Annotated in this window: 21 protein-coding genes and 1 pseudogene; 9 read left to right on the forward strand and 13 right to left on the reverse strand. The window is 59.5% G+C overall.

Annotation, left to right across the window (positions count from 1 at the left end):
• Positions 1-34 precede the first annotated feature (34 nt).
• From FBZ97_RS29775 to urtA, 8 genes and pseudogenes are all read right to left on the reverse strand, one after another.
• Positions 35-3,190, reverse strand: coding sequence for an efflux RND transporter permease subunit (locus FBZ97_RS29775; RefSeq protein WP_145323214.1), 3,156 nt, complete (start codon positions 3,188-3,190; stop codon positions 35-37).
• Positions 3,191-3,199: 9 nt separating this feature from the next.
• A complete protein-coding gene (locus FBZ97_RS29780) occupies positions 3,200-4,447 on the reverse strand; it encodes an efflux RND transporter periplasmic adaptor subunit (RefSeq protein ID WP_145323216.1) in 1,248 nt (415 codons plus the stop codon).
• An 863-nt stretch (positions 4,448-5,310) separates the two neighbouring features.
• A complete protein-coding gene (locus FBZ97_RS29785) occupies positions 5,311-5,511 on the reverse strand; it encodes a hypothetical protein (protein WP_069613983.1) in 201 nt (66 codons plus the stop codon).
• Positions 5,512-5,784: 273 nt separating this feature from the next.
• Entirely contained in the window at positions 5,785-6,480 is a 696-nt protein-coding gene (gene urtE / locus FBZ97_RS29790) for an urea ABC transporter ATP-binding subunit UrtE (RefSeq protein WP_113419962.1), read from the reverse strand.
• Position 6,481: 1 nt separating this feature from the next.
• Complete coding sequence (gene urtD, locus FBZ97_RS29795; RefSeq protein ID WP_069613981.1) at positions 6,482-7,237, reverse strand: urea ABC transporter ATP-binding protein UrtD; 756 nt, start codon at positions 7,235-7,237, stop codon at positions 6,482-6,484.
• 100 nt (positions 7,238-7,337) lie between these two features.
• Positions 7,338-8,402 (reverse strand): annotated as a pseudogene (urtC, locus tag FBZ97_RS29800) (urea ABC transporter permease subunit UrtC); the annotation flags it as partial.
• Entirely contained in the window at positions 8,399-10,024 is a 1,626-nt protein-coding gene (urtB, locus tag FBZ97_RS29805; RefSeq protein ID WP_113355313.1) for an urea ABC transporter permease subunit UrtB, read from the reverse strand. The gene urtB and the pseudogene urtC, both read right to left, overlap by 4 nt.
• Positions 10,025-10,091: 67 nt before the next feature.
• Positions 10,092-11,381 (reverse strand): urea ABC transporter substrate-binding protein, encoded by a 1,290-nt coding sequence (gene urtA, locus FBZ97_RS29810; RefSeq protein WP_069613978.1) that lies wholly within the window; start codon positions 11,379-11,381, stop codon positions 10,092-10,094.
• Between the two features lie 229 nt (positions 11,382-11,610).
• Here urtA and FBZ97_RS29815 point away from each other — a divergent pair, with 229 nt between their 5' ends.
• On the forward strand, positions 11,611-15,000 hold the full coding sequence (locus FBZ97_RS29815) for an ATP-binding protein (protein ID WP_145323218.1): 3,390 nt from the start codon (positions 11,611-11,613) through the stop codon (positions 14,998-15,000).
• The gene (locus tag FBZ97_RS29820) at positions 14,993-15,916 is read left to right on the forward strand and encodes a response regulator (RefSeq protein ID WP_113331607.1); all 924 of its coding nucleotides are present in this window, start codon (positions 14,993-14,995) and stop codon (positions 15,914-15,916) included. Before FBZ97_RS29815 ends, FBZ97_RS29820 begins: the two co-directional genes overlap by 8 nt.
• Before the next feature lie 2 nt (positions 15,917-15,918).
• Here FBZ97_RS29820 and FBZ97_RS29825 read toward each other — a convergent pair whose 3' ends face one another.
• The 4 genes from FBZ97_RS29825 to FBZ97_RS29840 form a co-directional block, all read right to left on the reverse strand.
• Positions 15,919-16,251 carry a hypothetical protein gene (locus FBZ97_RS29825; protein ID WP_113331606.1) on the reverse strand — a complete coding sequence of 111 codons (333 nt, stop codon included), beginning with the start codon at positions 16,249-16,251 and terminating at the stop codon, positions 15,919-15,921.
• Positions 16,252-16,313: 62 nt separating this feature from the next.
• Positions 16,314-16,568 (reverse strand): hypothetical protein, encoded by a 255-nt coding sequence (locus tag FBZ97_RS29830; RefSeq protein WP_113419965.1) that lies wholly within the window; start codon positions 16,566-16,568, stop codon positions 16,314-16,316.
• A gap of 45 nt (positions 16,569-16,613) precedes the next feature.
• On the reverse strand, positions 16,614-17,093 hold the full coding sequence (locus FBZ97_RS29835) for a DUF2442 domain-containing protein (RefSeq protein WP_145323220.1): 480 nt from the start codon (positions 17,091-17,093) through the stop codon (positions 16,614-16,616).
• Between the two features lie 15 nt (positions 17,094-17,108).
• On the reverse strand, positions 17,109-17,351 hold the full coding sequence (locus FBZ97_RS29840) for a DUF4160 domain-containing protein (protein ID WP_113331604.1): 243 nt from the start codon (positions 17,349-17,351) through the stop codon (positions 17,109-17,111).
• 356 nt (positions 17,352-17,707) lie between these two features.
• On the opposite strand from FBZ97_RS29840, the gene FBZ97_RS29845 reads away from it, so the two are divergent.
• Entirely contained in the window at positions 17,708-18,505 is a 798-nt protein-coding gene (locus tag FBZ97_RS29845) for a creatininase family protein (RefSeq protein ID WP_113331851.1), read from the forward strand.
• On the opposite strand, the gene FBZ97_RS29850 is transcribed toward FBZ97_RS29845, so the two are convergent.
• Positions 18,493-19,461 carry a LysR substrate-binding domain-containing protein gene (locus FBZ97_RS29850; protein ID WP_113331850.1) on the reverse strand — a complete coding sequence of 323 codons (969 nt, stop codon included), beginning with the start codon at positions 19,459-19,461 and terminating at the stop codon, positions 18,493-18,495. The genes FBZ97_RS29845 and FBZ97_RS29850 overlap by 13 nt on opposite strands.
• A gap of 184 nt (positions 19,462-19,645) precedes the next feature.
• Here FBZ97_RS29850 and FBZ97_RS29855 point away from each other — a divergent pair, with 184 nt between their 5' ends.
• The 6 genes from FBZ97_RS29855 to FBZ97_RS29880 all read left to right on the forward strand — a co-directional run bounded on the left by FBZ97_RS29855 (position 19,646) and on the right by FBZ97_RS29880 (position 25,803).
• Positions 19,646-20,662 carry an ABC transporter substrate-binding protein gene (locus FBZ97_RS29855; RefSeq protein ID WP_113331603.1) on the forward strand — a complete coding sequence of 339 codons (1,017 nt, stop codon included), beginning with the start codon at positions 19,646-19,648 and terminating at the stop codon, positions 20,660-20,662.
• A gap of 148 nt (positions 20,663-20,810) precedes the next feature.
• Positions 20,811-21,635: an ABC transporter ATP-binding protein gene (locus FBZ97_RS29860; RefSeq protein WP_113332097.1), complete on the forward strand. Its 825-nt coding sequence runs from the start codon at positions 20,811-20,813 to the stop codon at positions 21,633-21,635.
• Complete coding sequence (locus FBZ97_RS29865; protein ID WP_145323222.1) at positions 21,635-22,501, forward strand: ABC transporter permease; 867 nt, start codon at positions 21,635-21,637, stop codon at positions 22,499-22,501. The genes FBZ97_RS29860 and FBZ97_RS29865 overlap by 1 nt, the downstream gene beginning before the upstream one ends.
• The gene (locus FBZ97_RS29870) at positions 22,501-23,814 is read left to right on the forward strand and encodes a cytosine deaminase (protein ID WP_145323224.1); all 1,314 of its coding nucleotides are present in this window, start codon (positions 22,501-22,503) and stop codon (positions 23,812-23,814) included. Before FBZ97_RS29865 ends, FBZ97_RS29870 begins: the two co-directional genes overlap by 1 nt.
• Before the next feature lies 1 nt (position 23,815).
• Positions 23,816-25,225: an FAD-binding oxidoreductase gene (locus tag FBZ97_RS29875; protein ID WP_145323226.1), complete on the forward strand. Its 1,410-nt coding sequence runs from the start codon at positions 23,816-23,818 to the stop codon at positions 25,223-25,225.
• Positions 25,222-25,803, forward strand: coding sequence for an NAD(P)H-dependent oxidoreductase (locus FBZ97_RS29880; RefSeq protein ID WP_113355741.1), 582 nt, complete (start codon positions 25,222-25,224; stop codon positions 25,801-25,803). The genes FBZ97_RS29875 and FBZ97_RS29880 overlap by 4 nt, the downstream gene beginning before the upstream one ends.
• The last annotated feature ends 304 nt before the right edge of the window (positions 25,804-26,107 follow it).

Raw genomic sequence — 26,107 nt, forward strand, 5'->3', positions numbered from 1 at the left:
CCCAGCTTTGACGCTGGGCCTGTATGCATGATGACTATGGCGTATCCGGCGTCGCCGTGGCAACGTTCGGCTCCTGCCCCTCCGCATCGGTCGATCTCTTGCCCTTGAAGACACGGCGGACGGAGACGAAGAGCAGCGGGATGAAGAAGATGCCGAGCACGGTCGCCGAGATCATACCGCCCATGACGCCGATACCGATCGAGTTCTGGCTGCCGGAACCGGCCCCGTTGGCAATCGCCAGCGGCAGCACGCCGAGGATGAAGGCGAATGAGGTCATCAGGATCGGTCGCAGACGTTGCCTTGCCGCCTCGAGCGTCGCATCGATCAGGTTCTTGCCCTTACTCTGCTGCTCGATGGCGAATTCGACGATCAGGATGGCGTTCTTTGCCGCCAGACCGATTGTTGTCAGCAGGCCCACCTTGAAGTAGACGTCGTTCGACTGCCCGAAGATGGTTGCGGCCAGCAGTGCGCCGAAGATGCCGATCGGGACCGACAGCATGACGGCGAACGGGATCGACCAGCTCTCGTAAAGGGCGGCGAGCGCCAGGAAGACGACCAGGATCGAAATCGCGTAGAGCTGGCTTGCCTGGTTACCCGAAAGCTTTTCCTGAGCGGACAGGCTGGTCCAATCGTGGCTGAACCCCGGCGGCAGGCTCGCCATGATCCTGTCGATCTCGTTCATGGCGTCGCCCGAGGAGACGCCAGGCGCCGCGGCACCCTGGATTTCGACGGCAGAAGCACCATTATAGCGCTCCAGGCGTGGCGAACCATAGGTCCAGATACCTGAGGCGAAGGCCGAGAACGGCACCATGTCGCCGCCGGAATTGCGCACATACCAGCGATCGAAATCCTCCGGCTGCATGCGGAACTTGCTGTCGGCCTGCACATAGACTCTCTTGACGCGGCCGCGGTCGATGAAGTCGTTGACGTAGGTGCCGCCCCAGGCCGTCGACAACGTCGCATTGATATCCGCCAGATCGACGTTCAAGGCGCGAGCCTTTTCCTGATCGATATGGATCGAATATTGCGGCGTATCGTCCAGTCCGTTCGGGCGCGTGCCGCTCAGCTTCGCGCTCCCCGACGCCGCACCCAAGAACTGGTTGCGGGCGGCGATCAATGCGGTGTGACCCGCGCCGTTGATATCCTTGATGTAGAAATCGAAGCCGCTGTTATTGCCGAAACCGGGGATTGCCGGCGGTGCCAGCGCGAAGACATTGCCGTCCTTGATCTTGGCAAAGGCGGCCATCGCGCGTCTGGCGATCGCCTGGGCGGAGGCTTGCGGCGTCCTGCGCTGATCGAAGTCCTTCAGATCCACGAAGGCGACGGCAACGTTCTGGCCCTGGCCGCTGAAATTGAAGCCAACGCTGCCAAAGACACCGTCGACATAGTCCTTCTCATTGTTGAGATAATAATTCATGACCTGATCGAGCACTTTACGGGTGCGTTCAGCGGTCGCACCGGGGGGCAGCTGAATGCTGGTCAGAAGACGTCCCTGATCCTCTTCCGGAAGGAAGGAGCTAGGGAGACGATTGAACAAATAACCGACACCGACGCCGATCAGCACGAAGATGACGAGGAACACGGCACCGCGGCGGATCATGCCATGAATGGTGCGCTGATAACCTCTCGTTCCCCGCTCGAAATTGCGGTTGAACCAGCCGAACAGGCCGCGCTCACGTGCCCCATGCGCCGGCTTCTTGAGAATGGTGGCGCAAAGAGCTGGCGTGAGGATAAGAGCGACGATGACGGAGAGCACCATCGCCGAGACGATCGTCACCGAGAACTGCCGGTAGATGACGCCGACCGAACCGGAGAAGAAGGCCATCGGGATGAACACGGCCGACAAGACCGTGGCGATGCCGATCAGCGCGCCGGTGATTTCCTGCATCGACTTGATCGTCGCCTCGCGTGGCGACAATCCCTCTTCCTCCATCACGCGCTCGACATTTTCGACGACGACGATGGCGTCGTCGACCAGAAGGCCGATCGCCAGCACCATGCCGAACATGGTCAATGTGTTGATGGAATAGCCGAACATCGCCAGCACGCCGAAGGTGCCGAGCAGGACGACAGGGACGGCGAGCGTCGGGATCAGCGTGGCGCGCAGGTTCTGCAGGAAGACGAACATGACGATGAAGACGAGCACGATGGCTTCGAACAGCGTCTTGACCACGTCCTCGATAGAAAGCTTCACGAAGGGCGTCGTATCGTAGGGATAGACGATCTCCACGTTCGGCGGCAACGTGCTGCGCAAACCATCGATCGTCGACTGGACCCTGGCCGCCGTATCGATCGCATTTGCATCCGTCGCCAGGCTGATGCCAAGGCCCGCGGCAGGCATGCCGTTATAGACACCCGACGTGACGTAGCTATCGGCGCCCAGCTTCACTGTAGCGACATCGTTGACGCGAACCATGGAACCATCAGGCAGGCTCTTGAGGATGATGTTCTCGAATTCCTCCGGCGTCTGGAAACGGCTGCCAGCCGTGACCGTCGCATTGAGCTGCTGGCCGCCAAGCTGCGGCAGACCACCCAGTTGACCGGACGAGACCTGTACGTTTTGCGCTTGAATGGCGGAGACGACGTCCGATGTCATCAGCTGGTATTTGACGAGCTTGTCCGGATCGACCCAGATGCGCATAGCATAGCGCGCACCGAAGAGCGTGGTGTCGCCAACGCCTGGAACCCGCTTCAAAGTATCGTTCAGGGTACTGTCGACATAGTCGGCTAGGTCGGTCGGCATAAGTTTGCGATCCGTCGACACAAACGCCGCGACGAGGAAGAAGCTGCTGGTCGATTTCGAAACGGTGATGCCGGTATTCTGGACGACTTGCGGCAATTGCGCGGTGACGAGCTGCAGCTTGTTCTGCACCTGCATCTGCGCGACGTCGGGATTGGCCTTGTTGGTGAAAGTCAATGAGATCGAGGCTTGGCCCGTCGCCGTCGAGGTCGACGCCATGTAATCGAGATTGTCGATACCGGTCATGCCCTGCTCGATGACCTTGGTCACCGAGTTTTCGACGGTTGCGGCGTCGGCGCCGGAATAGGTGGCGGTGATGCGCACCGTCGTCGGCGCGATCTGCGGATATTGCGCGACCGACAGTGTGAGGATCGAAAGTGCGCCCGCCAGCATGATGACGATGGCGATCACCCAGGCAAAGACGGGCCGGTCAATGAAGAAGCGAGACATGTTTTACCCTCAATTCGTCGAACCGGTGACGGTGCTCTTGTCCGCGCCGTCGGCCTTGGCCTGCTGACCGGCTTGGGCTGTGCCGGCCGCCGATGCCTGTTCAAGATTTCCGCTGGCATCGTCGACTGTCACCAGCGCGACGTTCACCTCCTGGCCGTCACGCACGCGCTGTATGCCTTCGACAACGACTCGATCTCCCTCCTCTACTCCTTTGCCGACGAGCCAGCTGTTGCCGATGCTGCGCTGAACGGTCAGCACGCGCTGCTGGATTTTGCCGTCCGCGCTGACGAAGAAAGCGATCGGTTCGCCCTTCGTGTTGCGGGTCACGGCACGCTGCGGCACGAGGAAGCTGTTTTCGGCAACGCCTTCCTGAATGGTGGCGCGCACATACATGCCCGGCAGCAGAACCCGCTCCGGGTTGGGGAAGCTGGCGCGGACATTGAGTGTTCCGACGGTCTCGGCTACAGCCGCCTCCGCAAATTCCAGCGTGCCGCTTTCCTTATACTGCGTGCCGTCCTCCAAGGTCAGACGGACCGAAACATTCTCGCCGCTTGTCTTCAGGCGCCCCTCCTCCACGGCACGTCGGAATCGCAGGAGGTTCGTACTCGACTGCGTGACGTCGACATTGATCGGATCGAGCTGGCGAATGGTGGTCAGCGCGGTCGTTTGTTCGGCAGTCACGAGTGCGCCGACCGTCACGGTGGAGGCATCGACGCGGCCGGAAATCGGCGCACGGATCTTTGTATAATCAAGATTGATCCGTGCGGTCTCGAGCGCCGCCTTGGCAGAGGCGACATCGGCCTGTGCCTGTACCAGGGTTGACTTCGCATCGTCGAAATTCTGCTGGCTGACGGCGCTCTGCGCACTCAGGCCCGCATAGCGGTCCAATTTGGCCTGGGCATTCGGCACGGCACCTTCCGCCTTCTGCAAGGCGGCGACCGCACTGTCATAGGATGCCTGGTAAGAAGACGGATCGATCTCATAAAGCACATCGCCTTCCTTGACCTCGCTTCCTTCCTTGAAATTGCGGCTGCGGATGATGCCGCCGACTTGCGGCCGAACCTCGGCGACGAGATTGGCGCTGATGCGACCGGGTAGATCGGCGGTGATCGCGACCGATTGCGGATGCAATGTCATCGCGCTAACCTCGGATTTCACAGTTCTTCCACTATTCTGTGCTGCCGGCTGTTGGCTGCAGCCAGCCAACAATATGACCACGATTCCCGAAGCCACGGTCCGCGTTAGATGTCGTTTCATATATTCCTCGTTGCGTGCGGATCAAAATCTGAAGGAAAGGAGGGAACGGAAAGGCTGGTTTCCGGCGGCACGGCTCCGCGCGAACTCGCAACCAATCCTTCGCCTCTGGGCATCATCGTCACGTCTGCCTGCAGAGGGCATAAGGCAGCTTGTCTGGCGCGACCAGGTAGCTTCCTGCCCGCGCTCCGCTTGAGTTGCGAATTGCAGCGCGACTATCGCCATGGTACCGCACGTGCTCAATCCGTTGATGATGGTGCAGACATCGGATCGTTCATGTTATTCACCGCTCTCACTGAATGAACATATTCTCACGAAGATCCGATTGATCTGTGCAAGAATCCGTACGTAGATCAAACGGATGGATAAGCATATTAGGGTCCACATCAACGATCTCCACCGTCATGCTGGTATGGGTATTCCATGGAGTGGATTGATAAACCGATGGCACGGAGATATCATACCTTCTAATTGAACCTGACTTCCTGTCCATCCAATTGCGTGATTTGAAGCTGATGATCACCACCTTAAGCCCTATCTAACATGCTCTTACAGGAGGATTACTCTCGATTTGTCACATAGCTTTGCCGGAAAATGGTCAAAGTGTGTCAATTGGTGTCGACGCGGCCAAATCATGTCGCGATATATGGCTTGGATACGGTCCTCTACTTAATGTTATCCGTTGGCATTATCACAATGTGTATCGGCATTTCTGCATGCGCGATCACCGGTTGACGACCGCTATTTAACGATCAGGCATATTGCAATGAGATCGAAGATCGGTTGTGCATGACCGCTGGATTACCGCTGACACATGCCTAAATATCACCTGAGAAGAAAGGCTTGTTACAAGCGTTCAGCCGCGCTCATTGCAGTGATGCGGCGGAGGCTGTCTTACGAATGGTGATTTCGATGCCACCCATGGACCTGCCATCATCAGTCACATCCGGTACACGTATGTAAAGGATCTCGGAATAGTTGCGGAACGTTCCGCCGATTAGCTCATATATCGCAAGTGCTGTATTTTCCGGGAGCTCTTCGACCGATACGCTTTTACGTTGCTGCATGGGATTCTCTTTCAAAAGTCGTGGCGCCCTCAAGAGATAGAATAATGTTCAGCACTTTAGCCGCGATTTGTCGCAAAGATATCCCAGGAATTCGGGAAACTGTCACAAATGCGTGAGTGCTGCTTCCACGAGAGCAGATATCATCGTACGAATAGCCCATATTGTCCGCAGTAAGATGGTCTGTAAGACCAAAGGGTGGGAGCCCCTCGGACGCCTGAGGCTCCGGCGAAAGCGGCGGCAATCCGGACCCTGGCTATGAGCAATCTCTCCTGCTCAGACAGTCAGATGGCGGCGGGCCTCTGGCGTATCCAGCGTCTCGGCCAGCCCCTCATGCACGATCTCGCCGCGATCCATGATGTAGACGTAGTCGGCAAGCTCGCGGCAGAAATCGAGATATTGCTCGACCAGCAGGATCGCCATGCCGGTGGAATCCCTGAGGTAGCGGATCGCCCTGCCGATATCCTTGATGATCGACGGCTGAATGCCCTCGGTCGGCTCGTCCAAAACCAGGATCTTCGGCCGCGTCACCATCGCCCGGCCGATCGCCAGTTGCTGCTGCTGGCCGCCGGAAAGATCGCCGCCGCGGCGCGAGAGCATGGACTTCAGCACTGGAAACAGGTTGTAGATATCATCGGGAATGCTGCGGTCGCGGCGGGAAAGCGGCGCATATCCGGTCTCGAGATTTTCCTTCACGGTCAAGAGCGGAAAGATCTCGCGTCCTTGCGGCACGTAGCCGATGCCTTGCTTGGCGCGCGCGAATGGCGCCATGCCGTTCAACGTGACACCGTTGAAAGCAACCGTGCCGGCCGACAAGGCATGCTGTCCGGTAACCGCACGCAATAGCGAGCTTTTGCCGACGCCGTTGCGCCCGAGAACGCAGGTGATCTTGCCCATCTCCGCCTTGATGGAGATGCCTCGCAGCGCTTGAGCGGCGCCATAATGCAGGTTCGCGTTTTCGACTGTCAGCATTTCATCGCCCCAGATAATTCTCGATCACCTTCGGATCACTGCTGACGAAATCGATCGAGCCTTCCGCCAGAACCGATCCTTCCGCCAGACATGTCACCTTGACGCCGAGATCCCGGATAAAGCCCATGTCGTGTTCGACCACGACGACCGAACGCGTCTTGGCGATCTCCTTCAAGAGCACAGCGGTTTCCGCCGTCTCGGCATCCGTCATGCCCGCCACCGGTTCGTCGACCAAGAGTAGCTTTGGCTCCTGCGCCAGCAGCATGCCGATTTCCAGCCACTGCTTCTGGCCATGCGAGAGATTGGCCGCCAGCTCGTCGCGCCGGTGCGACAGCCGCACCGTCTCCAGGATTTCCTCGATACGATCGCGATCCGCGGGCGTCAGCCTATAGAATAGCGTCGCAAAGACGCCGCGATTGCGGTTGAGCGCCAGTTCGAGATTGTCCCAGACGGTATGGCTTTCGAAAACGGTCGGCTTCTGGAACTTCCGCCCGATGCCGAGCTGGGCGATATCGGCCTCATCCTTCTTCGTCAAGTCGACCTGGCCGTTGAAGAACACCTCGCCCTCGTCGGGCCGCGTCTTGCCGGTGATGATGTCCATCATCGTGGTCTTGCCCGCACCATTCGGGCCGATGATGGCGCGAAGTTCGCCAGGCTCGATGACGATCGACAGTGAGTTCAAAGCCTTGAAGCCATCGAAGGAGACCGAAACGTTGTTGAGGTAGAGCATGCTGTTGGGTTTGATATCGGGGATCATGGTCCTACTCCGCAGCCTGCACGGACGGGTCGGCTTCATCCTTCGCAGCCTTGGGCGGCGGGCTTGTCGGCTTGCGCGTCTTGCCGAAATGGTGCGCTATCGTTCCGACGATGCCCTTCGGCAGGAACAACGTCACCGCGACGAACAAGCCACCAAGCGCAAACAGCCAGAAATCGGGAAACAAGCCGGTGAAGATGGTCTTGCCGCCGTTGACGAGCACCGCGCCGATGATCGGCCCGATCAGGGTCGCTCTCCCGCCGACGGCCGTCCAGATGACGACTTCGATCGAATTCGCGGGGGCGAACTCGCCGGGATTGATGATGCCGATCTGCGGCACGTAAAGCGCGCCGGCAATGCCCGCCATCATGGCCGATACGACGAAGACGAAGAGCTTGATATGTTCGACACGATAGCCGAGGAAACGCGTGCGGCTTTCCGCGTCGCGCACGCCCACAAGCACCTTGCCGAACTTCGAGCGGACGATGGCCGAGGACAGCATCAATGCCAGCGCCAGGAACACGGCCGTGATGGCGAACAGCAGCGCGCGCGTCCCATCGGCCTGAATGTTGAAGCCGAGAATGTCCTTGAAATCGGTCAGGCCGTTATTGCCGCCGAAACCCATGTCGTTGCGGAAGAAGGCAAGCAGCAGAGCATAGGTCATGGCTTGCGTGATGATCGACAGATAGACGCCGTTGACGCGCGAGCGAAAGGCAAACCAGCCGAAGACGAAGGCCAGCAGGCCGGGTGCCGCAAGCACGATAAGCATGGCGAACCAGAACTGGTCGAAGCCATACCAGAACCAGGGCAGTTCCTTCCAATTCAGGAAAACCATGAAATCGGGCAGGATCGGATTGCCATAGGTACCGCGCGAACCAATCTGCCGCATCAGATACATGCCCATCGCATAGCCACCGAGCGCGAAGAAGGCACCGTGGCCGAGCGAGAGAATGCCGCAATAACCCCAGACCAGATCGAGCGCCAGGGCGAGCAGCGCATAGGTCAGATACTTGCCGAACAGCGACATCAGATAGGTCGGCACATGTAGCGCGCTCGTTTCGGGCAACAGCAGGTTCGACAGCGGCACGAGTACCGCGACGGCAAGCAGGATCGCGATGGCAATGCTGATACGGCGGTCGAGCGAGCGAAGAAGAAAGGTCGTGATCATGCTTCCACCGCCCTTCCCTTGAGGGCGAAGAGCCCGCGCGGACGTTTCTGGATAAAGAGGATGATGAGGACGAGGACGAGGATCTTGCCGAGCACCGCCCCCGCATAGGGCTCAAGGAACTTGTTGAGAATGCCGAGCGAGAAGGCGCCGACGAGCGTTCCCCAGAGATTGCCGACACCGCCGAACACCACGACCATGAAACTGTCGATGATGTAGCTCTGGCCGAGGTTTGGCGAGACATTGTCGATCTGCGAGAGTGCGACACCCGCCATGCCGGCGATGCCGGATCCCAACGCGAAGGTGAAGGCGTCGACCCACGATGTGCGAATGCCCATGGACGACGCCATGCGCCGGTTCTGCGTAACCGCCCGCATCTGCAACCCGAAGGCCGAGCGCTTGAGGAGAAGCAGCAGCGCAACGAACACGCCGAGCGCAAAGACGATGATCCAGAGCCGGTTCCAGGTGATGGAGAGATAGCCAAGGTCGAAGGAGCCGGACATCCAAGAGGGGTTGCCGACTTCCTGATTGGTCGGCCCGAAGATCGAGCGCACCGCCTGCTGCAGGATCAGCGAAATGCCCCAGGTGGCGAGCAGCGTTTCCAGCGGCCGGCCGTAAAGGAAGCGGATGACGCCACGCTCGATGATGAGGCCGACGGCGCCGGTGACGATGAAGGCGACCGGCAGGGCGATCGCCAGCGACCAGTCGAAGAGTTCGGGATAGGAGGTGCGGATGATGCTTTGAACCACGAAGGTCGAGTAGGCGCCGAGCATCACCATCTCGCCATGGGCCATGTTGATGATGCCCATGACACCGAACGTAATCGCAAGGCCGATGGCGGCCAGCAGTAGCACCGAGCCGAGGGAAAGGCCGTACCAGATATTCTGCACCGCATCCCAGAACTTCAATTGATCCTGGATGCCGGCAATGGCGGCGGCAACATCGGGCTTCAGGCTATCATCAACGGAAACCGACGAGAGAATGCCGATGGCATCGCGGCCGCCTTCGTTCTTGATCGTCTCGATCGCCGCCTTTTTCTCTGCGATCGGGCGGTCCGAACCAAGCACCGCAACCGCCTTTGCGCGTTCGAGCACACCGCGGATGTCCGCGTCCTTCTCGCTCTGCAGCGCCGTCTCGACGGCGTCGAGCGAATCCGCACTCGGCGCCTTCAAAATGGATTGCGCCGCTTCGAGCCTCGTGGCGCGATCCGGGCTCATCAGCGTCAGACCGCCGAGAGCCGCGCGAACCGCACGGCGCAGATTGTTGTTGATCTTGATCTTTCCGAGATTGTCCTTGGCTTCCTGGCCGACCACTTGCCCGGTCAAAGGATCCATCAGATCCATCATGTCGCCGGAGGATTTGGCGATAAAAACCTGATTGTCGGATTTCCTGATATAGAGATCACCGTCGGAAAAGGCCTGCAATGCCGGCACGACCTTGGGGTCACCTGACTTCGCCAAGCTCTGGACGATATCCCCGGCCTTCTGGAAATTGGCCTGGCCGAGCGAATTGATGAGGCCGTGGGCGTCTTCCTGGGCGCGCAGACCCGTGGCCGTCAGCGCCAGCACCACACAGAAGCCGGCGACCAGCGCCAGGGCGATGCGGTAAACGAATTTGTCGAACATTGCGCTAGTCCCCTCAAGCTGCCGCGGCCAGAAAATCCTGCCCGCGGCGATCTTGCGTCGGCTGCTATCAGGAGCCCTTGCCGCCGCACTTGCCGGTGGTGACGTTGAAGTTGCCGCAGTTCAGCGGCATGCGCCAATCCGAGATCAGATCCTTGCTATCAGGCAGGTAGTCGGACCATTCCTTGCCGACAACCGCGGGGGTCTGCGAAACGACGTCGAACTGACCGTTTTCCTGCACTTCGCCGATCAGGACCGGCTTGGTGATGTAATGGTTCGGCATCATGGTGGCATAGCCACCCGTCAAATTCGGCACCGAGACGCCAACGAGCGCATCGATCACCTTGTCTGGATCGGTCGTGCCGGCCTTTTCGACGGCCTTCACCCACATGTTGAAGCCAATATAGGCGGCTTCCATCGGGTCGTTGGTCACGCGTTTGTCGTTCTTGGTGTAGGCATGCCACTCCTTGATGAAGGCGGCATTGGCTGGAGTATCGACCGACTGGAAGTAGTTCCAGGCAGCCAGATGTCCGACGAGCGGCTTGGTGTCGACGCCGGCAAGCTCTTCTTCGCCGACCGAGAAGGCGACGACCGGAATATCTTCCGCCTTGACACCCTGGTTGCCGAGTTCCTTGTAGAAGGGAACATTGGCGTCGCCGTTGATGGTGGAAACGACGGCCGTCTTCTTGCCGGCCGCGCCGAAGGCCTTGATCTTGGAGACTTCCGTCTGCCAGTCGGAGAAGCCGAACGGCGTGTAGTTGATGATGATGTCCTCGTCCTTGACACCCTTGGACTTCAGATAGGCCTCGAGGATCTTGTTGGTCGTGCGCGGATAGACATAGTCGGTGCCTTCAAGCACCCAGCGCTGCACGCCTTCGTTCTTCATGAGATAGTCGACGGCCGGGATCGCCTGCTGGTTCGGAGCCGCACCTGTATAGAAAACGTTGCGTTCGGACTCTTCGCCCTCGAACTGCACCGGATAGAACAGGATCGAATTCAGTTCCTTGAAGACCGGCAGTACCGACTTGCGCGACACGGAGGTCCAGCAGCCGAATACGGCGGAGACCTTGTCTTTCTGAATGAGTTCGCGGGCCTTTTCGGCAAAGAGCGGCCAGTCGGACGCCGGGTCGACGACGACGGGCTCGAGCTTCTTGCCGAGAACGCCGCCCTTCTTGTTCTGCTCGTCGATGAGCATCAGCATGGCATCCTTGAGCGTCGTTTCCGAGATCGCCATGGTACCGGACAGCGAATGCAGGACGCCGACCTTGATGGTGTCGTCGGCCGCGAAAGCGCCGTGGAATGCTGTCGTGGACATGATGGCGCCGAGCAGCGCGCCGGAGACGAGAGTCTTGAATTTCATCTATGGTTCCCCTCTTTTGTCTGCCGCAACGGCCGGTAAACAAGGATTAACCGTTGCCTTCAGCGACTATCCGGCGCTCCTTCGGGAAACCACATACGTAAAATGACGTAGGCGCCGGGGCGAAATGTGCAGCTTTAGGCACACTCATGCCCTTAAGCACCACCTCGATCCATGTTACGACATCTCTGAACTGCCGGAGTGACGATGGCGGGACTGCTGAAGGGTAAGCATGGCTGCGCGGCAACGCATCATTCCAGTAAGACGCGAATATAACCGCTGGGTCGCGAACCAGACGCTGGAAGACTACGCCCTGCGTTTCACCGCCAAGAGCGCCCGGCAATTTTCCTCGCAACGCATCTCGCAAACCGCGATCGGCGCCATTTCCTTCCTGGCGCTGGAGGCGATCGGCGGTACGATCACGCTCTCCTACGGCACCACCAACGCCTTCTACGCCATCATTGTCGCTAGCCTCGCCATGCTCGCCGTCGGCCTGCCCATCAGCCGCTATGCCATCCGTCACGGTGTCGACATCGATCTTCTGACGCGCGGCGCAAGCTTCGGCTACATCGGTTCGACCATCACCTCGCTCATCTATGCCAGCTTCACCTTCATGCTGTTCGCGATCGAAGCCTCGATCATGTCGGGAGCACTGGAGTTGACGCTCGGCATACCCGTGTGGATCGGCTATATCATCAGCGCCGTCATGGTGATCCCTCTTGTCACCCACGGCGTGCGTCTCATCAGCCGGTTCCAGTTGCTGACGCAGCCCTTCTGGATCGTTCTCAACATCCTGCCCTTCGTCTTCATCGCCTTTGCCGACTGGGAAAAATTCGATCTCTGGCGGGCCTTTGCCGGCATCCATCATCCCGCGAGCCCGCCGGGCACCGCCGCTCCTTTCGACCTGATCGAGTTTGGCGCCGCTTCCGCCGTCATCCTGGCGCTGATGTCGCAGATCGGCGAACAGGCCGATTTCCTGCGCTTCCTGCCGCCGGACGGCCATCGCAAATGGCGTCATCGCCTCGCCATCTTCCTGGCCGGACCCGGATGGGTGATTATCGGGGCGCCGAAGCTGCTCGCCGGCTCCTTTCTTGTCGTCCTGACGCTGACGTCGGGCGTGCCGGCCGATCGTGCCGCCGATCCCGCGCAGATGTATCTGACCGCCTTCGGCTACATGATCCCATGGCACAATGCCGCGCTGCTCCTGATGGCGGCGTTCGTCATGATTTCGCAGCTGAAGATCAACGTCATGAATGCCTATGCCGGCTCTCTGGCTTGGTCGAACTTCTTTTCGCGGCTGACACACAGCCATCCCGGCCGCGTGATCTGGCTGGTCTTCAACGTCGCCATCGCCCTCTTGTTGATGGAGCTTGGCATCTACCGGCTGCTGGAGGAGACGCTTGGCATCTTCTCGATCATCGCCATGGCCTGGCTTTGCACCGTCTCCGCCGATCTTTTCATCAACAAGCCGCTGGGGCTTGCGCCTCCTGGCATCGAGTTCAAGCGCGCGCATCTCTATGACATCAATCCGGTCGGCCTTGGCGCCATGGCGCTTTCGGCAACCATCGCTCTCATCGCGCATTTCGGTGCCTTCGGCTCAATCGCCGCCTCGCTTGCACCCTATGTCACGCTGAGCGTGGCGTTCATCGCGTCACCTGCCATCGCCTGGATCACCGGGGGTAAATATTATCTCGCCCGCAAGCCGCGCCAGAGCTGGAAGAATCTAAGTACCATCACCTGCTCCGTCTGCGAGCATCCCTTCGAGCCGGAGGACATGGCCTGGTGTCCGGCCTATGCCGCGCCGATCTGCTCGCTCTGCTGTTCGCTCGACAGCCGCTGCCATGACATGTGCAAGCCGAAGGCTCGGCTCAATACGCAGGTCGGCACGGTCGCGAAGACCTTGCTGCCGGAAAGTATCGTCGCCAAGCTCGCCACGCGCCTCGGCCGCTACGGCATTGCCGTCGCCGTGGCACTGACCGCCATGGGCGCTATTCTTGCAATGATCGCGCATCAGGTGGGCGCAGCCTCTCCCGAGACCGCCGCTGTGGTCGACCGCACGATCCTCATCGTCTTCTTTGTCTTTGCCGTCATCGCCGGCGTCGCATGCTGGTTCTATGTGCTTGCCCATGACAGCCGCGTGGTCGCCGAGGAGGAATCCTCGCGCCAGAATACGCTGCTCTTGAAGGAAATCGCCGCCCACAAGAAGACGGACGCCGCTCTGCAGGGCGCCAAGGAGGCGGCGGAGGCGGCAAACCGCGCCAAGAGCCGCTATGTGGTCGGCTTAAGCCACGAATTGCGCACGCCGCTCAACGCCGTGCTCGGTTACGCGCAGATCCTGGAGCGTGACGAGACCATTCCGGCCCCCAGGCAATCTTCCCTAAAAGTCATCCGCCGCAGTGCGGAGCATCTTTCCGGCCTGATCGACGGCCTGCTCGATATTTCGAAGATCGAGGCGGGCCGCCTGCAGGTCTATTCCAACGAGATCAATATCCAGGATTTCCTCGACCAGATCGTCGACATGTTCCAGCCTCAGGCGCAGGCCAAGGGGCTGAGCTTCATCCATGAGCGCTCCGCCGCGCTGCCCGACTATGTCCGCACCGACGAAAAGCGGCTGCGCCAGATCCTCGTCAACCTGCTTTCAAATGCCATCAAATTCACAGATGCAGGCAGCGTCCGCTTCGAAGTTAGCTACCGCAACCAGGTCGCCACCTTCACGGTTTCCGATACCGGTCGCGGCATCGCGACAAAGGATATTACCCGTATCTACGAGCCTTTCCAGCGCGGCGAAGCCGACAGCGTCAGACCCATGCCGGGGCTTGGCCTTGGTTTGACAATCACTCAGCTTCTGACGAATACGCTCGGTGGCGAGATTTCCGTTACGAGCGAGAAGGACGTCGGCTCGACCTTTCGGGTGCGTCTGATGCTGTCGGCCGTGATCCGTCCGATGAAGCCGCCGGCGCAGGAACAGCGTATTACAGGTTACGAAGGGCCGCGACGTACCGTCGTCGTCGTCGACGACAACGAGGATCACCGCGAACTGATGCGCGAGATCCTATCGCCGCTCGATTTCATCGTGCTCACCGCCGCCGGCGGCCCGGACTGCCTGGCGCTGATCGAGGGCATCAAGCCGGATATTTTCCTGGTCGATATCTCCATGCCCGGCATGAACGGCTGGCAGCTCGTTTCGCGGCTTAGGGAAAACGGCCAGACCGCGCCTATCCTCATGCTGTCGGCCAATATCGGCGATGCAGCCGCCGCGACCGACAGTGACGACAGCCACAACGACGCCATCTCCAAGCCGCTCGATATCCGCCAGCTTCGCGACAAGCTTGCGCTGCATCTCGGGCTGAAATGGCTCTATGCCGACGCCTCCGCCCCGGTCGCACCAAAGCCGCCGCTGCCGTTGAAAAGCCCTGGCATCGAGCATGTCCGCGAGCTCAGACGGCTCGGCGAAATCGGTTATATCAGAGGCATCGAGGCGAAGCTTGCGGATCTCGCCAAGCTTGAGGAAAACAAACCCTTCACCGACGCCTTGCGCGCGCATGTCCAGGCTTTCGATCTCGATGGTTTTCTAAACGTGCTGCGCAGCTTCGACATCGAAAAGGTAGAACAGATTGGCTGAGCCCGCCCTTCCCCGCGACATAGTCTTGCTGGTGGATGATTCACCGGAGGCGCTCGGCTTCCTGACGGATGCGCTCGAGCAGTCCGGCTTCTCCGTGCTGATCGCCACCTCGGGATCCGCGGCGCTTAACATCGTCGAGCGCATCACGCCCGATCTTATCCTGCTCGATGCCGTCATGCCGGCAATGGACGGTTTTGAGACCTGCCGCCGGCTGAAATCCAATGCAGGCATTGCACAGATTCCCGTCGTCTTCATGACCGGGCTCACCGAAACCGAGCATGTTGTGCATGCGCTCGAATCGGGCGGCGTCGATTATCTGACAAAACCGATCAATGTCGACGAGCTGCGCGCCCGTATCCGCGTTCACCTGCGCAATGCCCGCTCCGCCCAGAGCGCCAGGGTGGCGCTCGATGCGGCGGGGCGCCATCTCCTCGCCGTGAAGGGCAACGGCGCCATCCATTGGTCGACGCCGCAGGCAACCCGCCTCATCAACGCCGCCACCGGCAGCGATGACGGCCTCGAACTGGCATCCAAACACATCGCCGCCTTCATGCTCGAGCGCGAACGGCTCGGCTCGGCACGTGACAATCTTCTTTCCATCAGCAATGGCCGTCAGGCCGCATTGCAATTCACCTTCCTCGGCGCTATCGGCGCCGACGAATATCTCTTCCGCCTGACGGCCAGCAATCAGAGCGCCGATGACGAGACATTGCGTCAGAGCTTCGCGTTGACGCAGCGCGAATCCGAGGTCCTGCTATGGCTTGCCAAGGGTAAGTCGAACCGCGACATCGGCGAGATCCTCGGCCTTTCGGCCCGCACGGTGAACAAGCATCTGGAACAAATCTATGTGAAGCTCGGTGTCGAGAACCGTGCATCTGCGGCAGTGAAGGCCGCGCATGTCCTACATCGGCCGTGAGGTCAATCCCCATCTGCAACGCGCAGGCAGGAGAATTTCCTACTGAGCGGAGCTCCATGATGCGTCTGGAGATTTGGAGCCGATAACGAACTCGCTTTCAAAGCTATCGCGTACATCGCTATCGCTCCGGTCGATGCGACACTATTCTTGGCGGCTCCAACACCGTCTTCGAGCTTCTCCATTGCAAACCGAGCGAACTTTTTTTGTCCCGCTGGGTCCACAGTCATCGTGAACGGAACAAGCGGGCCTCCACCATCTTCAATGCTCGTGAATCCGTGGTCGATGGCAAGAAAGACAAAGCCAGCGAAGTCTTGGGATGGATTGAAATCGTTCATGCCTTGCATTCCGGAAATTGGGTCGGCTGACAAATAGAACCAAGAAAGGTTCTATTGTTTGATCAATAAGCTACCCCGTAGCGCCGTGAAAACGCTGCTCGCCCCTCGATCTCGGCTATTTTGGAAGTAGTATGCATACCGTCACTGGGAAGCGTTACCCAGCCTTCGGCTATGATCTTTCCCTCATAGTGCGAAACATAATGGTACTGCTCCGCATATGTATAAAAGCCATCTTCCCTCCGTAAAACAACCATTCGGCGTTTTGGATGGAGGGCGGCGCCTATTTCGGCAATGTGCAGTTCTTTCTCTAGCTCCATTTAGGTCCCCGATGGGCTCTAGGTGTAACGAATTTCGGGCGTCGGCTATGCGGCTTTCGGCCTGCCGTTCTGACGCGGCCGGTAATGCGCATGCATCAAGAGAGGGTCGCGCTGGCTAGCGCGCAGCAGCATCTTAACGGCATGGCTGACGGGAGCGCCGGCACGATAGTTCTTCCACGTGCGCAGGCTAACTCCAAGAAAGTCCGCAGCCTCGTTATTCGAAAGCCCAATCTCTTCCTGCCATTTCCGCAGGTCCTCGACATCAAAATCGCGCTGATCCTCGGCAATTTGGAAAAGGTGATAGGCATCGATCGCCAAATCTTCGCCGGCCCATTCGACCGTTGCGCCATAGTCCGTGACTTCGGCGGTTTTCCAGACATCAGGAGACTTGAGGGGGGCGAGCAATTCGCCGCCGGTCGCAATCCAGCCAACGAGGTTTGCGGAAGCGTCAGCGCCGCCCTTCCACTTGATTGCCAGCGTCATGTTTGACGTTGGCGTTACGCTTTCAATTCGCGGCAGATCCATTTCTGTTTCCTTTCCTCAAGCGATTGGAAAGCGGGGATTGGTCCGGTTCCATTCGGCGGCAATCGTCGCCTTGTTCTTCGCCGCCCATTCGAGGGCGGTGTCTTGTGCCTTGCTTGCGAGCTTACCACGCAAGATTTCCAGTGTCGCGATTTCTACCAGAGCATCCCCATCCGGGGTGAAAATGTGGAAGTGCGGGGGCAGATGATCGTTCGCATAAATCCGAATGATGATGTTTCCGATTTGAGCCAGTTTGCCCATGCGCCCCTCACTTCAATGAGTGAAAACATGGGGCATCTTATGCACTATGTAAATATACATGGTGCAATTTTTACCCCAAATATGGAGTGAAGTTATGGATCACGAGAGGTTCTTCGCGCCAGTATGCGTTGCTGCAATATCAGCGCCTCAACAAGGCAAAGCGAGAAAAAAACAAGAGGCACGGCCCGCCTAGGCCGACACCGCCGCTCTTCAGCCGAGTCTCTCGATTGGCAAATGCCGCTGTCGTTCCAGGCGTACGCAAAAAGGCAGCGGCACGGGCGCAAATTGATGCTTTCCACCGTTACCATCCTTGCCGTATCCGTTGAGTGACCAGGCGCTGACTAGAGGACATGGCAATGACGAAGCCCTTCTATTGGAATGAACTCAACACCTATGATTTCGCCGGTCTTTCACCCGACACCACCATCGCGATCCTACCGATCGCCTCGACGGAGCAACACGGCCCACACCTGCCGATTGCGACGGATGTCGCAATCGCCGAGGGCATGCTTGCCGAGTTGAAGGTCCAGCGCCCGGACGATCTCGATTTCCTGGTCCTGCCGCTGCAGGAGATCGGCAAGGCCAACGAACACGTCTACGGCCCCGGCACGCTGTCGCTCAGCGCGGAGTTACTGATCCCGGTCTGGACCGCAATCGGCGCGAAGGTCGCTGAAGCAGGCATCCGCAAGATGGCGATCGTCAACTCTCATGGCGGCAATGTCGATATCATGAGCATCGTCGCGCGCGAACTGCGCGTGCGTTACCAGATGGCCGTCGTCGCCACGCAATGGACCCGCTTCGGTACGCCTGATGGTATGATCGACGAGCATGAGCAGCGCTTCGGCATTCACGGCGGCGACGTCGAGACCTCGCTCATGCTGCATTTCCGGCCTGATCTGGTCCGGATGGACAAGGCGCAGAATTTTGCCTCCAAGGCGGAATGGATGAAGGAACATTCCAAGTATCTGCAACCCTTGCCGCCGCATTCGCTCGCCTGGATCGCGCATGATCTCAATCCGAACGGCGTGGTCGGTAACGCGGCCAATGGCACGGCGGAAAAAGGCGCGCTCATCTGCCGACATGAGGTCGCCGGCTTCATAGAAATGCTGCGCGATCTGCGCGACTATCCGCTTGCCAACCTCTATTCGAAATAGGGATCCGCGCGGCGTCGCTCGGAGGGCGGGATGATATGTCCCTTCGCCTGCAGCTCCTCGACGATCCCGGCCAATTCAGCAAGCAGGTATTCGACGAAGAGGCTGGTGGCGGCGTCCAGCGGTGCTCGCGCGCGGGCGATCAGCTTCATCGGTTGAGGCCGCGAATGCGGCTCGGCGATCGGGCGGAACACCAGCTCTCCCCGGCGACACTCCGTCAGCACATCGAGCGGATTGAGCAATGTCAGCCCTGCCCCACATTTTACCAGCTGCTTCAACATTTCCGACGCATTGCTCTCCAACACCGGCTCGACCTGCACGGAAAGGCGCGCCAGCATCAGATTGATGACCTCGCGCAGGCTCGTGCCGGGCTGGGCAAGCAATAGCCGCTCCTCCACGACATCGGCGAGATTGATGGGGCCAGGCCCGATCAGTGGATGGCCGGGCGGCAGGACGACGCCGATCGGTATGTCGAAATTGGCAAGGGAGCGAATGCCCGGCATGGCCGGAATGTTGAAGCCAAGTCCGAGATCAACTTCCCCGGAGACGACCGGCGCCATCGTCGTCGATCCGGCGTCATTGCGCAGCTGGACGAAGACCCTGGGATGCTCGGAGAGAAAACGCGCGATGATCTCGGGCAGCGGCCCTGACGCCAGACCCACGGTGGCGACGATACGAACCTTACCCGCCTGCTGCATCTTGAGGCTGCGAATGCGCCCCTCCAGCCGCTCGTAATTTTTCAATACCTCGCGGATGTGCTCGATGCAGAGCTCACCGGCCGCCGTCAGCCGCAGGCCACGCGGTAGGCGCTCGAAGAGCGGCGCTCCCATTTCCTCCTCCAGTGCCAGAATCTGACGATTGACCGCCGATGAGGCCACGTTGAGGCGCGCGGCGGCCTTACGGATCGAGCCGCAGCGGGCGATTTCATTGATGTAGAGAAGTCGTCTTGAGTGCAGCATGCGCGTTCCCATTGCTTATTTTTTGCCCAGGCCGCACAATTTAGGCACAGACCCGGCAACAGATGCCGAAAAGGCATCAATGCGCACGAATTTTGATGCTTTTCAAAGAGCAACGCAACCGCTCAAATGCAGGAAATGGGCGCCAACCACGACGTCCCATGGCAGATAAAGGGAACAGTCAGCCATGTATAAAGCCTTGAAGACAAAAGCATTCCTCGCCGCTATGGGGCTCGTGGCCGCGATCATGGCGGCCGAGCCGGCCAATGCGCTCGATAAAGTCACCTACGGCACCAACTGGCTTGCCCAGGCCGAGCACGGCGGTTTCTACCAGGCGCTCGCCGATGGCACCTATAAGAAATACGGCCTCGACGTCACCATCGTACAGGGCGGTCCCAACGCGGCCAATTCGGCATTGCTGATCTCCGGCAAGCTGGATTTCTACATGGGCGGCCCGCAACAGGAGATCGATGCGGTCAAGCAGGGCATTCCGATTGTGGATGTCGCGGCTATCTTTCAGAAGGACCCGCAGGTGCTGATCGCCCATCCGGATGCCGGCGTGGAAAAATTCGAGGATCTGGCCAAGCTGCCGACGCTTTTCCTGAGTAAGGACGGCTACATCACCTATTTCGAGTGGATGAAGGCGAACTTCCCAGGCTTCAAGGACGAACAGTTCAAGCCTTACAATTTCAGCCCGGCGCCATTCCTGGCAGACAAGCAGTCCGCGCAGCAGGGCTACGTGACCTCCGAACCCTATGAGATCGAGAAGCAGGCCGGCTGGAAGCCGAAAGTCTTCCTGATCGCGGATGCCGGCTACTCGCCTTATTCGACGATGATCACCGCGCAAAAGGCACTGGTCGACAAGAACCCCGATCTCGTACAGCGCTTCGTCAATGCCTCGATCGAGGGCTGGTATAATTACCTCTACGGCGACAACAAGGCGGCCAACGAGCTGATTAAGAAGGACAATCCCGATATGACGGATGGACAGATCGCTTATTCCATCGCCAAGATGAAGGAATATGGCATCGTGGAATCCGGCGATGCGCTCGACAAGGGCATCGGCTGCATCACGGAAGCTCATTACAAGAAGTTCTTCGACGAGATGGTGCAGATCAAGCTCTTCGATGCCGATATCGACTACAAGAAGGCGTTCGATACCCAGTTCGTCTGCAAGGGCGTCGGCATGTCGCTGAAGAAGTAAGCCTAGGCACCTCCCCCGCGCGGGGGAGGTCGCCGCAAAGCGGCGGATTGGGGGTGAGAACCCGAGATAGCACCGGATCCACCCCGCCCCGGAGCTTGGCTCCGCCCCTCCCCCTCAAGGGGAGGGTGGATCAACAAAGAGCTGAACCATGCTAGTGTCCGAATCTACCAAACTCACCCAAACCGAGACACGCAAACGGCCGCTCGTCGTCATGGAACAGGTCTCCAAGGTCTTTTCCAACGGCACGCTGGCGCTATCGGGCATGTCGCTCCATGTGGAAAGCGGGGAGTTCATCAGCCTGCTCGGCCCTTCCGGTTGCGGCAAGTCGACGGCGTTGCGTATCATCGCAGGCCTTGGCGGCGCCTCCAATGGCAGGATCGATTGGCCCAGCTCGCGCATCAACGCCAAGGGTCTGCCGGAAGGAGATATCAGCTTCGTCTTCCAGGAGCCGACGCTACTTCCCTGGAAGACTGTGTTTGGCAATGTCCATCTGCCGCTGAAGCTGCGGGGCGTGTCGAAAGCGACGGCGCACGATCAGATCATGGAGACGCTGGCAACCGTCGGCCTTCAGGATTTTGCGCAAGCCTATCCGCGCGAATTGTCCGGCGGCATGAAGATGCGGGTTTCGATCGCCCGCGCTTTGGTGACGAAGCCAAAGCTGCTGTTGATGGACGAGCCCTTTGCGGCACTCGACGAAATCACGCGCCAGAAGCTGAACGACGACGTTTTGCGCCTCTGGCAGACAACAGGGATTACCGTCATTTTCGTCACGCATTCCGTCTATGAATCCGCCTATCTCTCCAATCGTATTGTCGTCATGAAGGCGCGGCCGGGCCGCGTCCATAGCGATTTTCCGCTGAAAACCAGCGGCGAGCGCGATCCGCTTTATCGTTCATCTGAAGAATATCGGCAGGTATGCGAAAAAGTATCCCGTTCCCTGATCGAGGCCATCGGCTGGCCGGAGGCCCATTGATGAGTGACAGTACCAGTCTGCCCGCCACTCTGTCCGTTGAATCTGCCGACGCACCCGCGGCCTCTGCAGCCAAAAAGCGTAGTGTGGAACGCGCGCTTGGTATCTTCGTGCCCATCCTGACCGTTCTTGCGCTTCTTGTCCTCTGGCAGCTTCTGGTCGTTGGCACCGGCATTCCGCAATATATTCTGCCAAGCCCGATCGCCGTCGCAAAGGCGCTCGTTTCCGACTGGGGCATCCTTTGGCCGGCTCTATGGGTGACGACCGAGATCACCTTCATATCCCTCGTCCTGGCGCTGATTGGCGGCGTCGGCTTCGCCATCTTTCTCGTGCAGTCCCGCTGGATCGAACTCGCCTTCTATCCGCTGGCCGTCATCTTGCAGGTGACGCCGATCGTCGCGATCGCGCCGCTGATCCTGATCTATGCGCCGACACGCGAAGCAGCGCTCTTAATTTGCGGCTTCCTCGTCGCCTTCTTTCCGATCCTCTCCAACATGGTGCAGGGATTGAAGAGCGTCGACCATAATCTGCTCAACCTTTTCGATCTCTACGGCGCCTCGCGCTGGCAGGCCTTGCTGCATCTGAAACTGCCCACCGCTCAGCCTTATTTCATGACGGGCTTGAGGATCGGCGGCGGCCTATCGCTGATCGCATCGGTGGTCGCGGAATTCGCCGCTGGCTCGGGAGGTCCGAACTCCGGTCTCGCCTTTCGACTGCTGGAAGCGCAATACCGACAGAACATGCCGCGGCTCTTCGCAGCCTTGCTTCTCCTGTCGGCGCTCGGCGTCGCGATCTTCGCCTTCACCTCCTTCATCTCATGGCTGAGCCTGCATCGCTGGCATGAGAGCAGCCTCAAGCGGGAGAACTGATGTCCCACGCCTTCATGTCGCCACCGAACGCAGCCCGCTTTGTGCTGAGCAATGCTACCATCCCAGCCTTGACGCTCTCCGGCCTTGCGGCGCCCTCGAGTGAGGGCCTGGTCAAGGTCGATATCGTCGTCGCCGATGGCCTTGTCAGCGACATCGTCGCGCCTGGAACCGCGCAGGCCGAGTATCCCCGAGTGGATATGCGCGATGGCATGGTCTGGCCGACATTCGTCGACATGCACACCCATCTCGACAAGGGGCACATCTGGGAACGGCGGCCGAACCCGGACGGCAGTTTCATAGGTGCGCTCGATGCAGTGCGGACCGACCGCGAGGCTAACTGGTCGGCCGACGACGTGCGCAAGCGCATGGAATTCTCGCTGCGCTCGGCTTATGCCCACGGCACCGGTCTGATCCGCACCCACCTCGATTCCTTGGCGCCGCAGCATCGCATCTCCTTCGAGGTCTTCGCCTCGGTCCGCGAGGCGTGGAAGGACAAGATCGCGCTACAGGCCGTCGCCCTCTTTCCGCTCGACAGCATGGTAGACGATGCCTTCTTTGCCGATCTGCTCCGTGTCGTTCGCGACACCGGCGGCCTGATGGGCGGGGTGACGCAGTTGAACTCGGGACTCGACGCGCAGCTGAACAAGCTTTTCCGCGCAGCCGCCGATAATGGCCTCGACATCGATCTGCATGTCGACGAAACCGAGGACAAGGAGGTGCTGACGCTGAAGGCCATCGCCGAGGCCGTGCTTCGCAACGGTTTTACCGGAAAGGTGACCGCCGGCCATTGCTGCTCGCTTGCCCGACAGGATGAGAATATTGCCCGCGCCACAATCGATCTCGTCGCCAAGGCCGGGATCTCCATCGTTTCGCTGCCGATGTGCAACATGTATCTGCAGGACCGTCACGCCGGGCGCACGCCGCGCTGGCGCGGCGTCACCCTGCTGCACGAACTTGCCGCGGCCGGCGTGCCAACCGCCGTCGCGTCCGACAATACCCGCGACCCATTCTACGCCTATGGCGATCTCGATCCGGTCGAGGTGTTCCGCGAGGCCGTGCGCATCCTGCATCTCGACCATCCGCTGGATACGGCTGCGAGGGTCATCACCACCTCGCCCGCGGAGATACTTGGCCGCCCGGATATCGGGCACATAGCCGTCGGCAGCCCGGCCGACCTCGTGCTTTTCAGCGCAAGGCGCTGGAGCGAATTCCTTTCCCGTCCGCAGTCCGATCGCGTCGTCCTTCGCAAGGGCAAGGTGATCGATCGCAGCCTGCCGGATTATCGCGAACTCGACAGCGTCATTGGAGCCTGACATGCCGGATTATCAGCGCATCAAGAAAGAACTCGAAGGCATCGCCGTCGAAGACAACCCGGCGCTGGTGCGCCAGAAAAGCCGTGACTTCTACTGGTATTCGCCGATCCTGAAGGCCCAGCTCGACAATGTCACGGCCGATCTCGTCGTCACTCCGAAGACCGAGGAAGAGGTGATCCGCACGTTGAAGGTCGCCTATGCGCATGACGCTCCCGTCACGCCGCGCGGCGCCGGCACCGGCAATTACGGCCAGGCCATGCCGCTTTCCGGCGGCATCGTGCTCAATCTCGCCGCCATGAACACGATCAAGGAGATCCATCCCGGCCGCGTTGTTTGCGAGCCCGGCATCGTCATTGCCGAGCTCGATCGCCAGACCAAGGCCCATTCGGGCCAGGAGCTGCGCTTCCATCCCTCGACGGCACAAACTGCGACGATCGGCGGCTTCATTGCCGGCGGCTCCGGCGGTGTCGGCTCGATCACCTGGGGCGGGCTGCGCGATCTCGGCAACATCTTGCGCCTTCGCGTCGTGACGATGGAGGCGGAGCCCCGCACGCTCGATCTCACCGGCTGGGACCTGACCAAGGTCAGCCATGCCTACGGCACCAACGGCATCATCACCGAAATCGAAATGCCCTTGGCGCCGGCCTATGATTGGATCGACGTGCTGGTCGGCTATGACGACTTCATGGATGCAGTGCGCTTTTCAGACGCGCTTGCCAAATGCAACGGCATTCTGGTCAAGGAAATCGCCCCGATCGCCGCCCCCATTCCGTACGAATATTTCAGCCGCCACAAGCCCTATATCCGCCAAGGGCAGTCGATCGTGGCATTGATGATCGCACCGCATTCGATGGACCCATTCGTCGCCTTCACCATGCAGCAGAAGGGCGAGATCACCTTCCGCTCCGACAAGGTGGAGAGCATGAAGGGCATTCCGCACGCCTATGAGCTCGCCTGGAACCACACGACGCTGCGTGCCATCAAGGTCGATCCCAACATCACGTATCTGCAGGTGCAGTATCCGGGGCCGGATCATGTCGCCAAAGTTCAGAAGATGGTGGAGATCTTTGGTGACGAGGTGCCCGGTCATCTCGAATTCATCAAGTTCGACGGGCAGATCCAATGCTCCGGACTGCCCCTCGTGCGCTACACTTCCGAGGCACGGCTCGAAGAGATCATTAGGATTCACCAGGATCACGGCTGCCCGATCTTCAATCCGCACCGCTATACGCTGGAGGAAGGCGGCATGAAGCAGACCGATGCCGTCCAGCTTGCCTTCAAGAAGGAAACCGACCCTAAGGGCCTGCTCAATCCCGGCAAGATGATTGCCTGGGACGATCCGAATTTCGACTTCAAATCCGGCAAGAACTACCTCTTCCCCGGCCTTGCCGCGCTGATGGAGGCCTCATGAAGGTTCTCGTCCTTCATTCCCATCCGGTCGAGGAAAGTTTTGGTGGCGCGCTGCATCGCCAGACCGTCGAGAGCCTGAAACGTGCTGGACACGACGTCGACGACTGCAACCTCTATGCCGAGGGCTTCGATCCCGTGCTCTCGCGCCACGACCGGCTGATCTATCACGACTATCCCGAAAATACCGAGACGCTCAAACCCTATGTCGAGCGGCTGGAACGCACCGAGGCGCTTGTGATCGTCACTCCGGTCTGGAACTTCGGCTTTCCGGCTATCCTCAAGGGTTATTTCGACCGAGTCTGGCTTCCGGGCGTTTCCTTCGAACTCGTCAACGGCAAGGTGCGCTCGAAGCTGCAGCATATCCGCAAACTCGGCGCGGTCTTGACCTATGGCGCCGATCCATTCCGTGCCTTCATTGCGGGCAACCCGCCGAAGAAGATCGTCAAGCGCGTGCTGCGCGCGCAGATCAAGCCTTTCGCCCCGGTGATCTTCCTCGCCCACTACGACATGAACCGCTCGACGGAAGGTTCCCGCAGCCAGTTTCTGACGAAGGTCGGCCGCGAGATGGAGCGATTTTAAACGCGGCTCTTTCCAGCGGCCAGAATGACCGCGACCGCCCAACGGTCGACTCCAGAAAATGCCGGACGACACCTAACGATAGAGCATTTCCAGGAAAAACGCGCAGCCATTTTCCGTCCGGAATGCGTTTGGAAACAAGAAGATAGAGCGTTTCCGAGATTCGCGAAAAGCGGAAATGCACTCGGCCGATGGAGGCAATCCACAACACGTGACGGACTGCCGGCCCGATATTTTCCAACCGGAAAGCGTGCAATTGGGCGGTGTTCCGGCTTGGGGCGAACTTCGATCCGCCTGTGCGGTTTGG

This window comes from Rhizobium sp. ERR 942, assembly GCF_007828395.1.
GTDB lineage: Bacteria > Pseudomonadota > Alphaproteobacteria > Rhizobiales > Rhizobiaceae > Rhizobium > Rhizobium dioscoreae.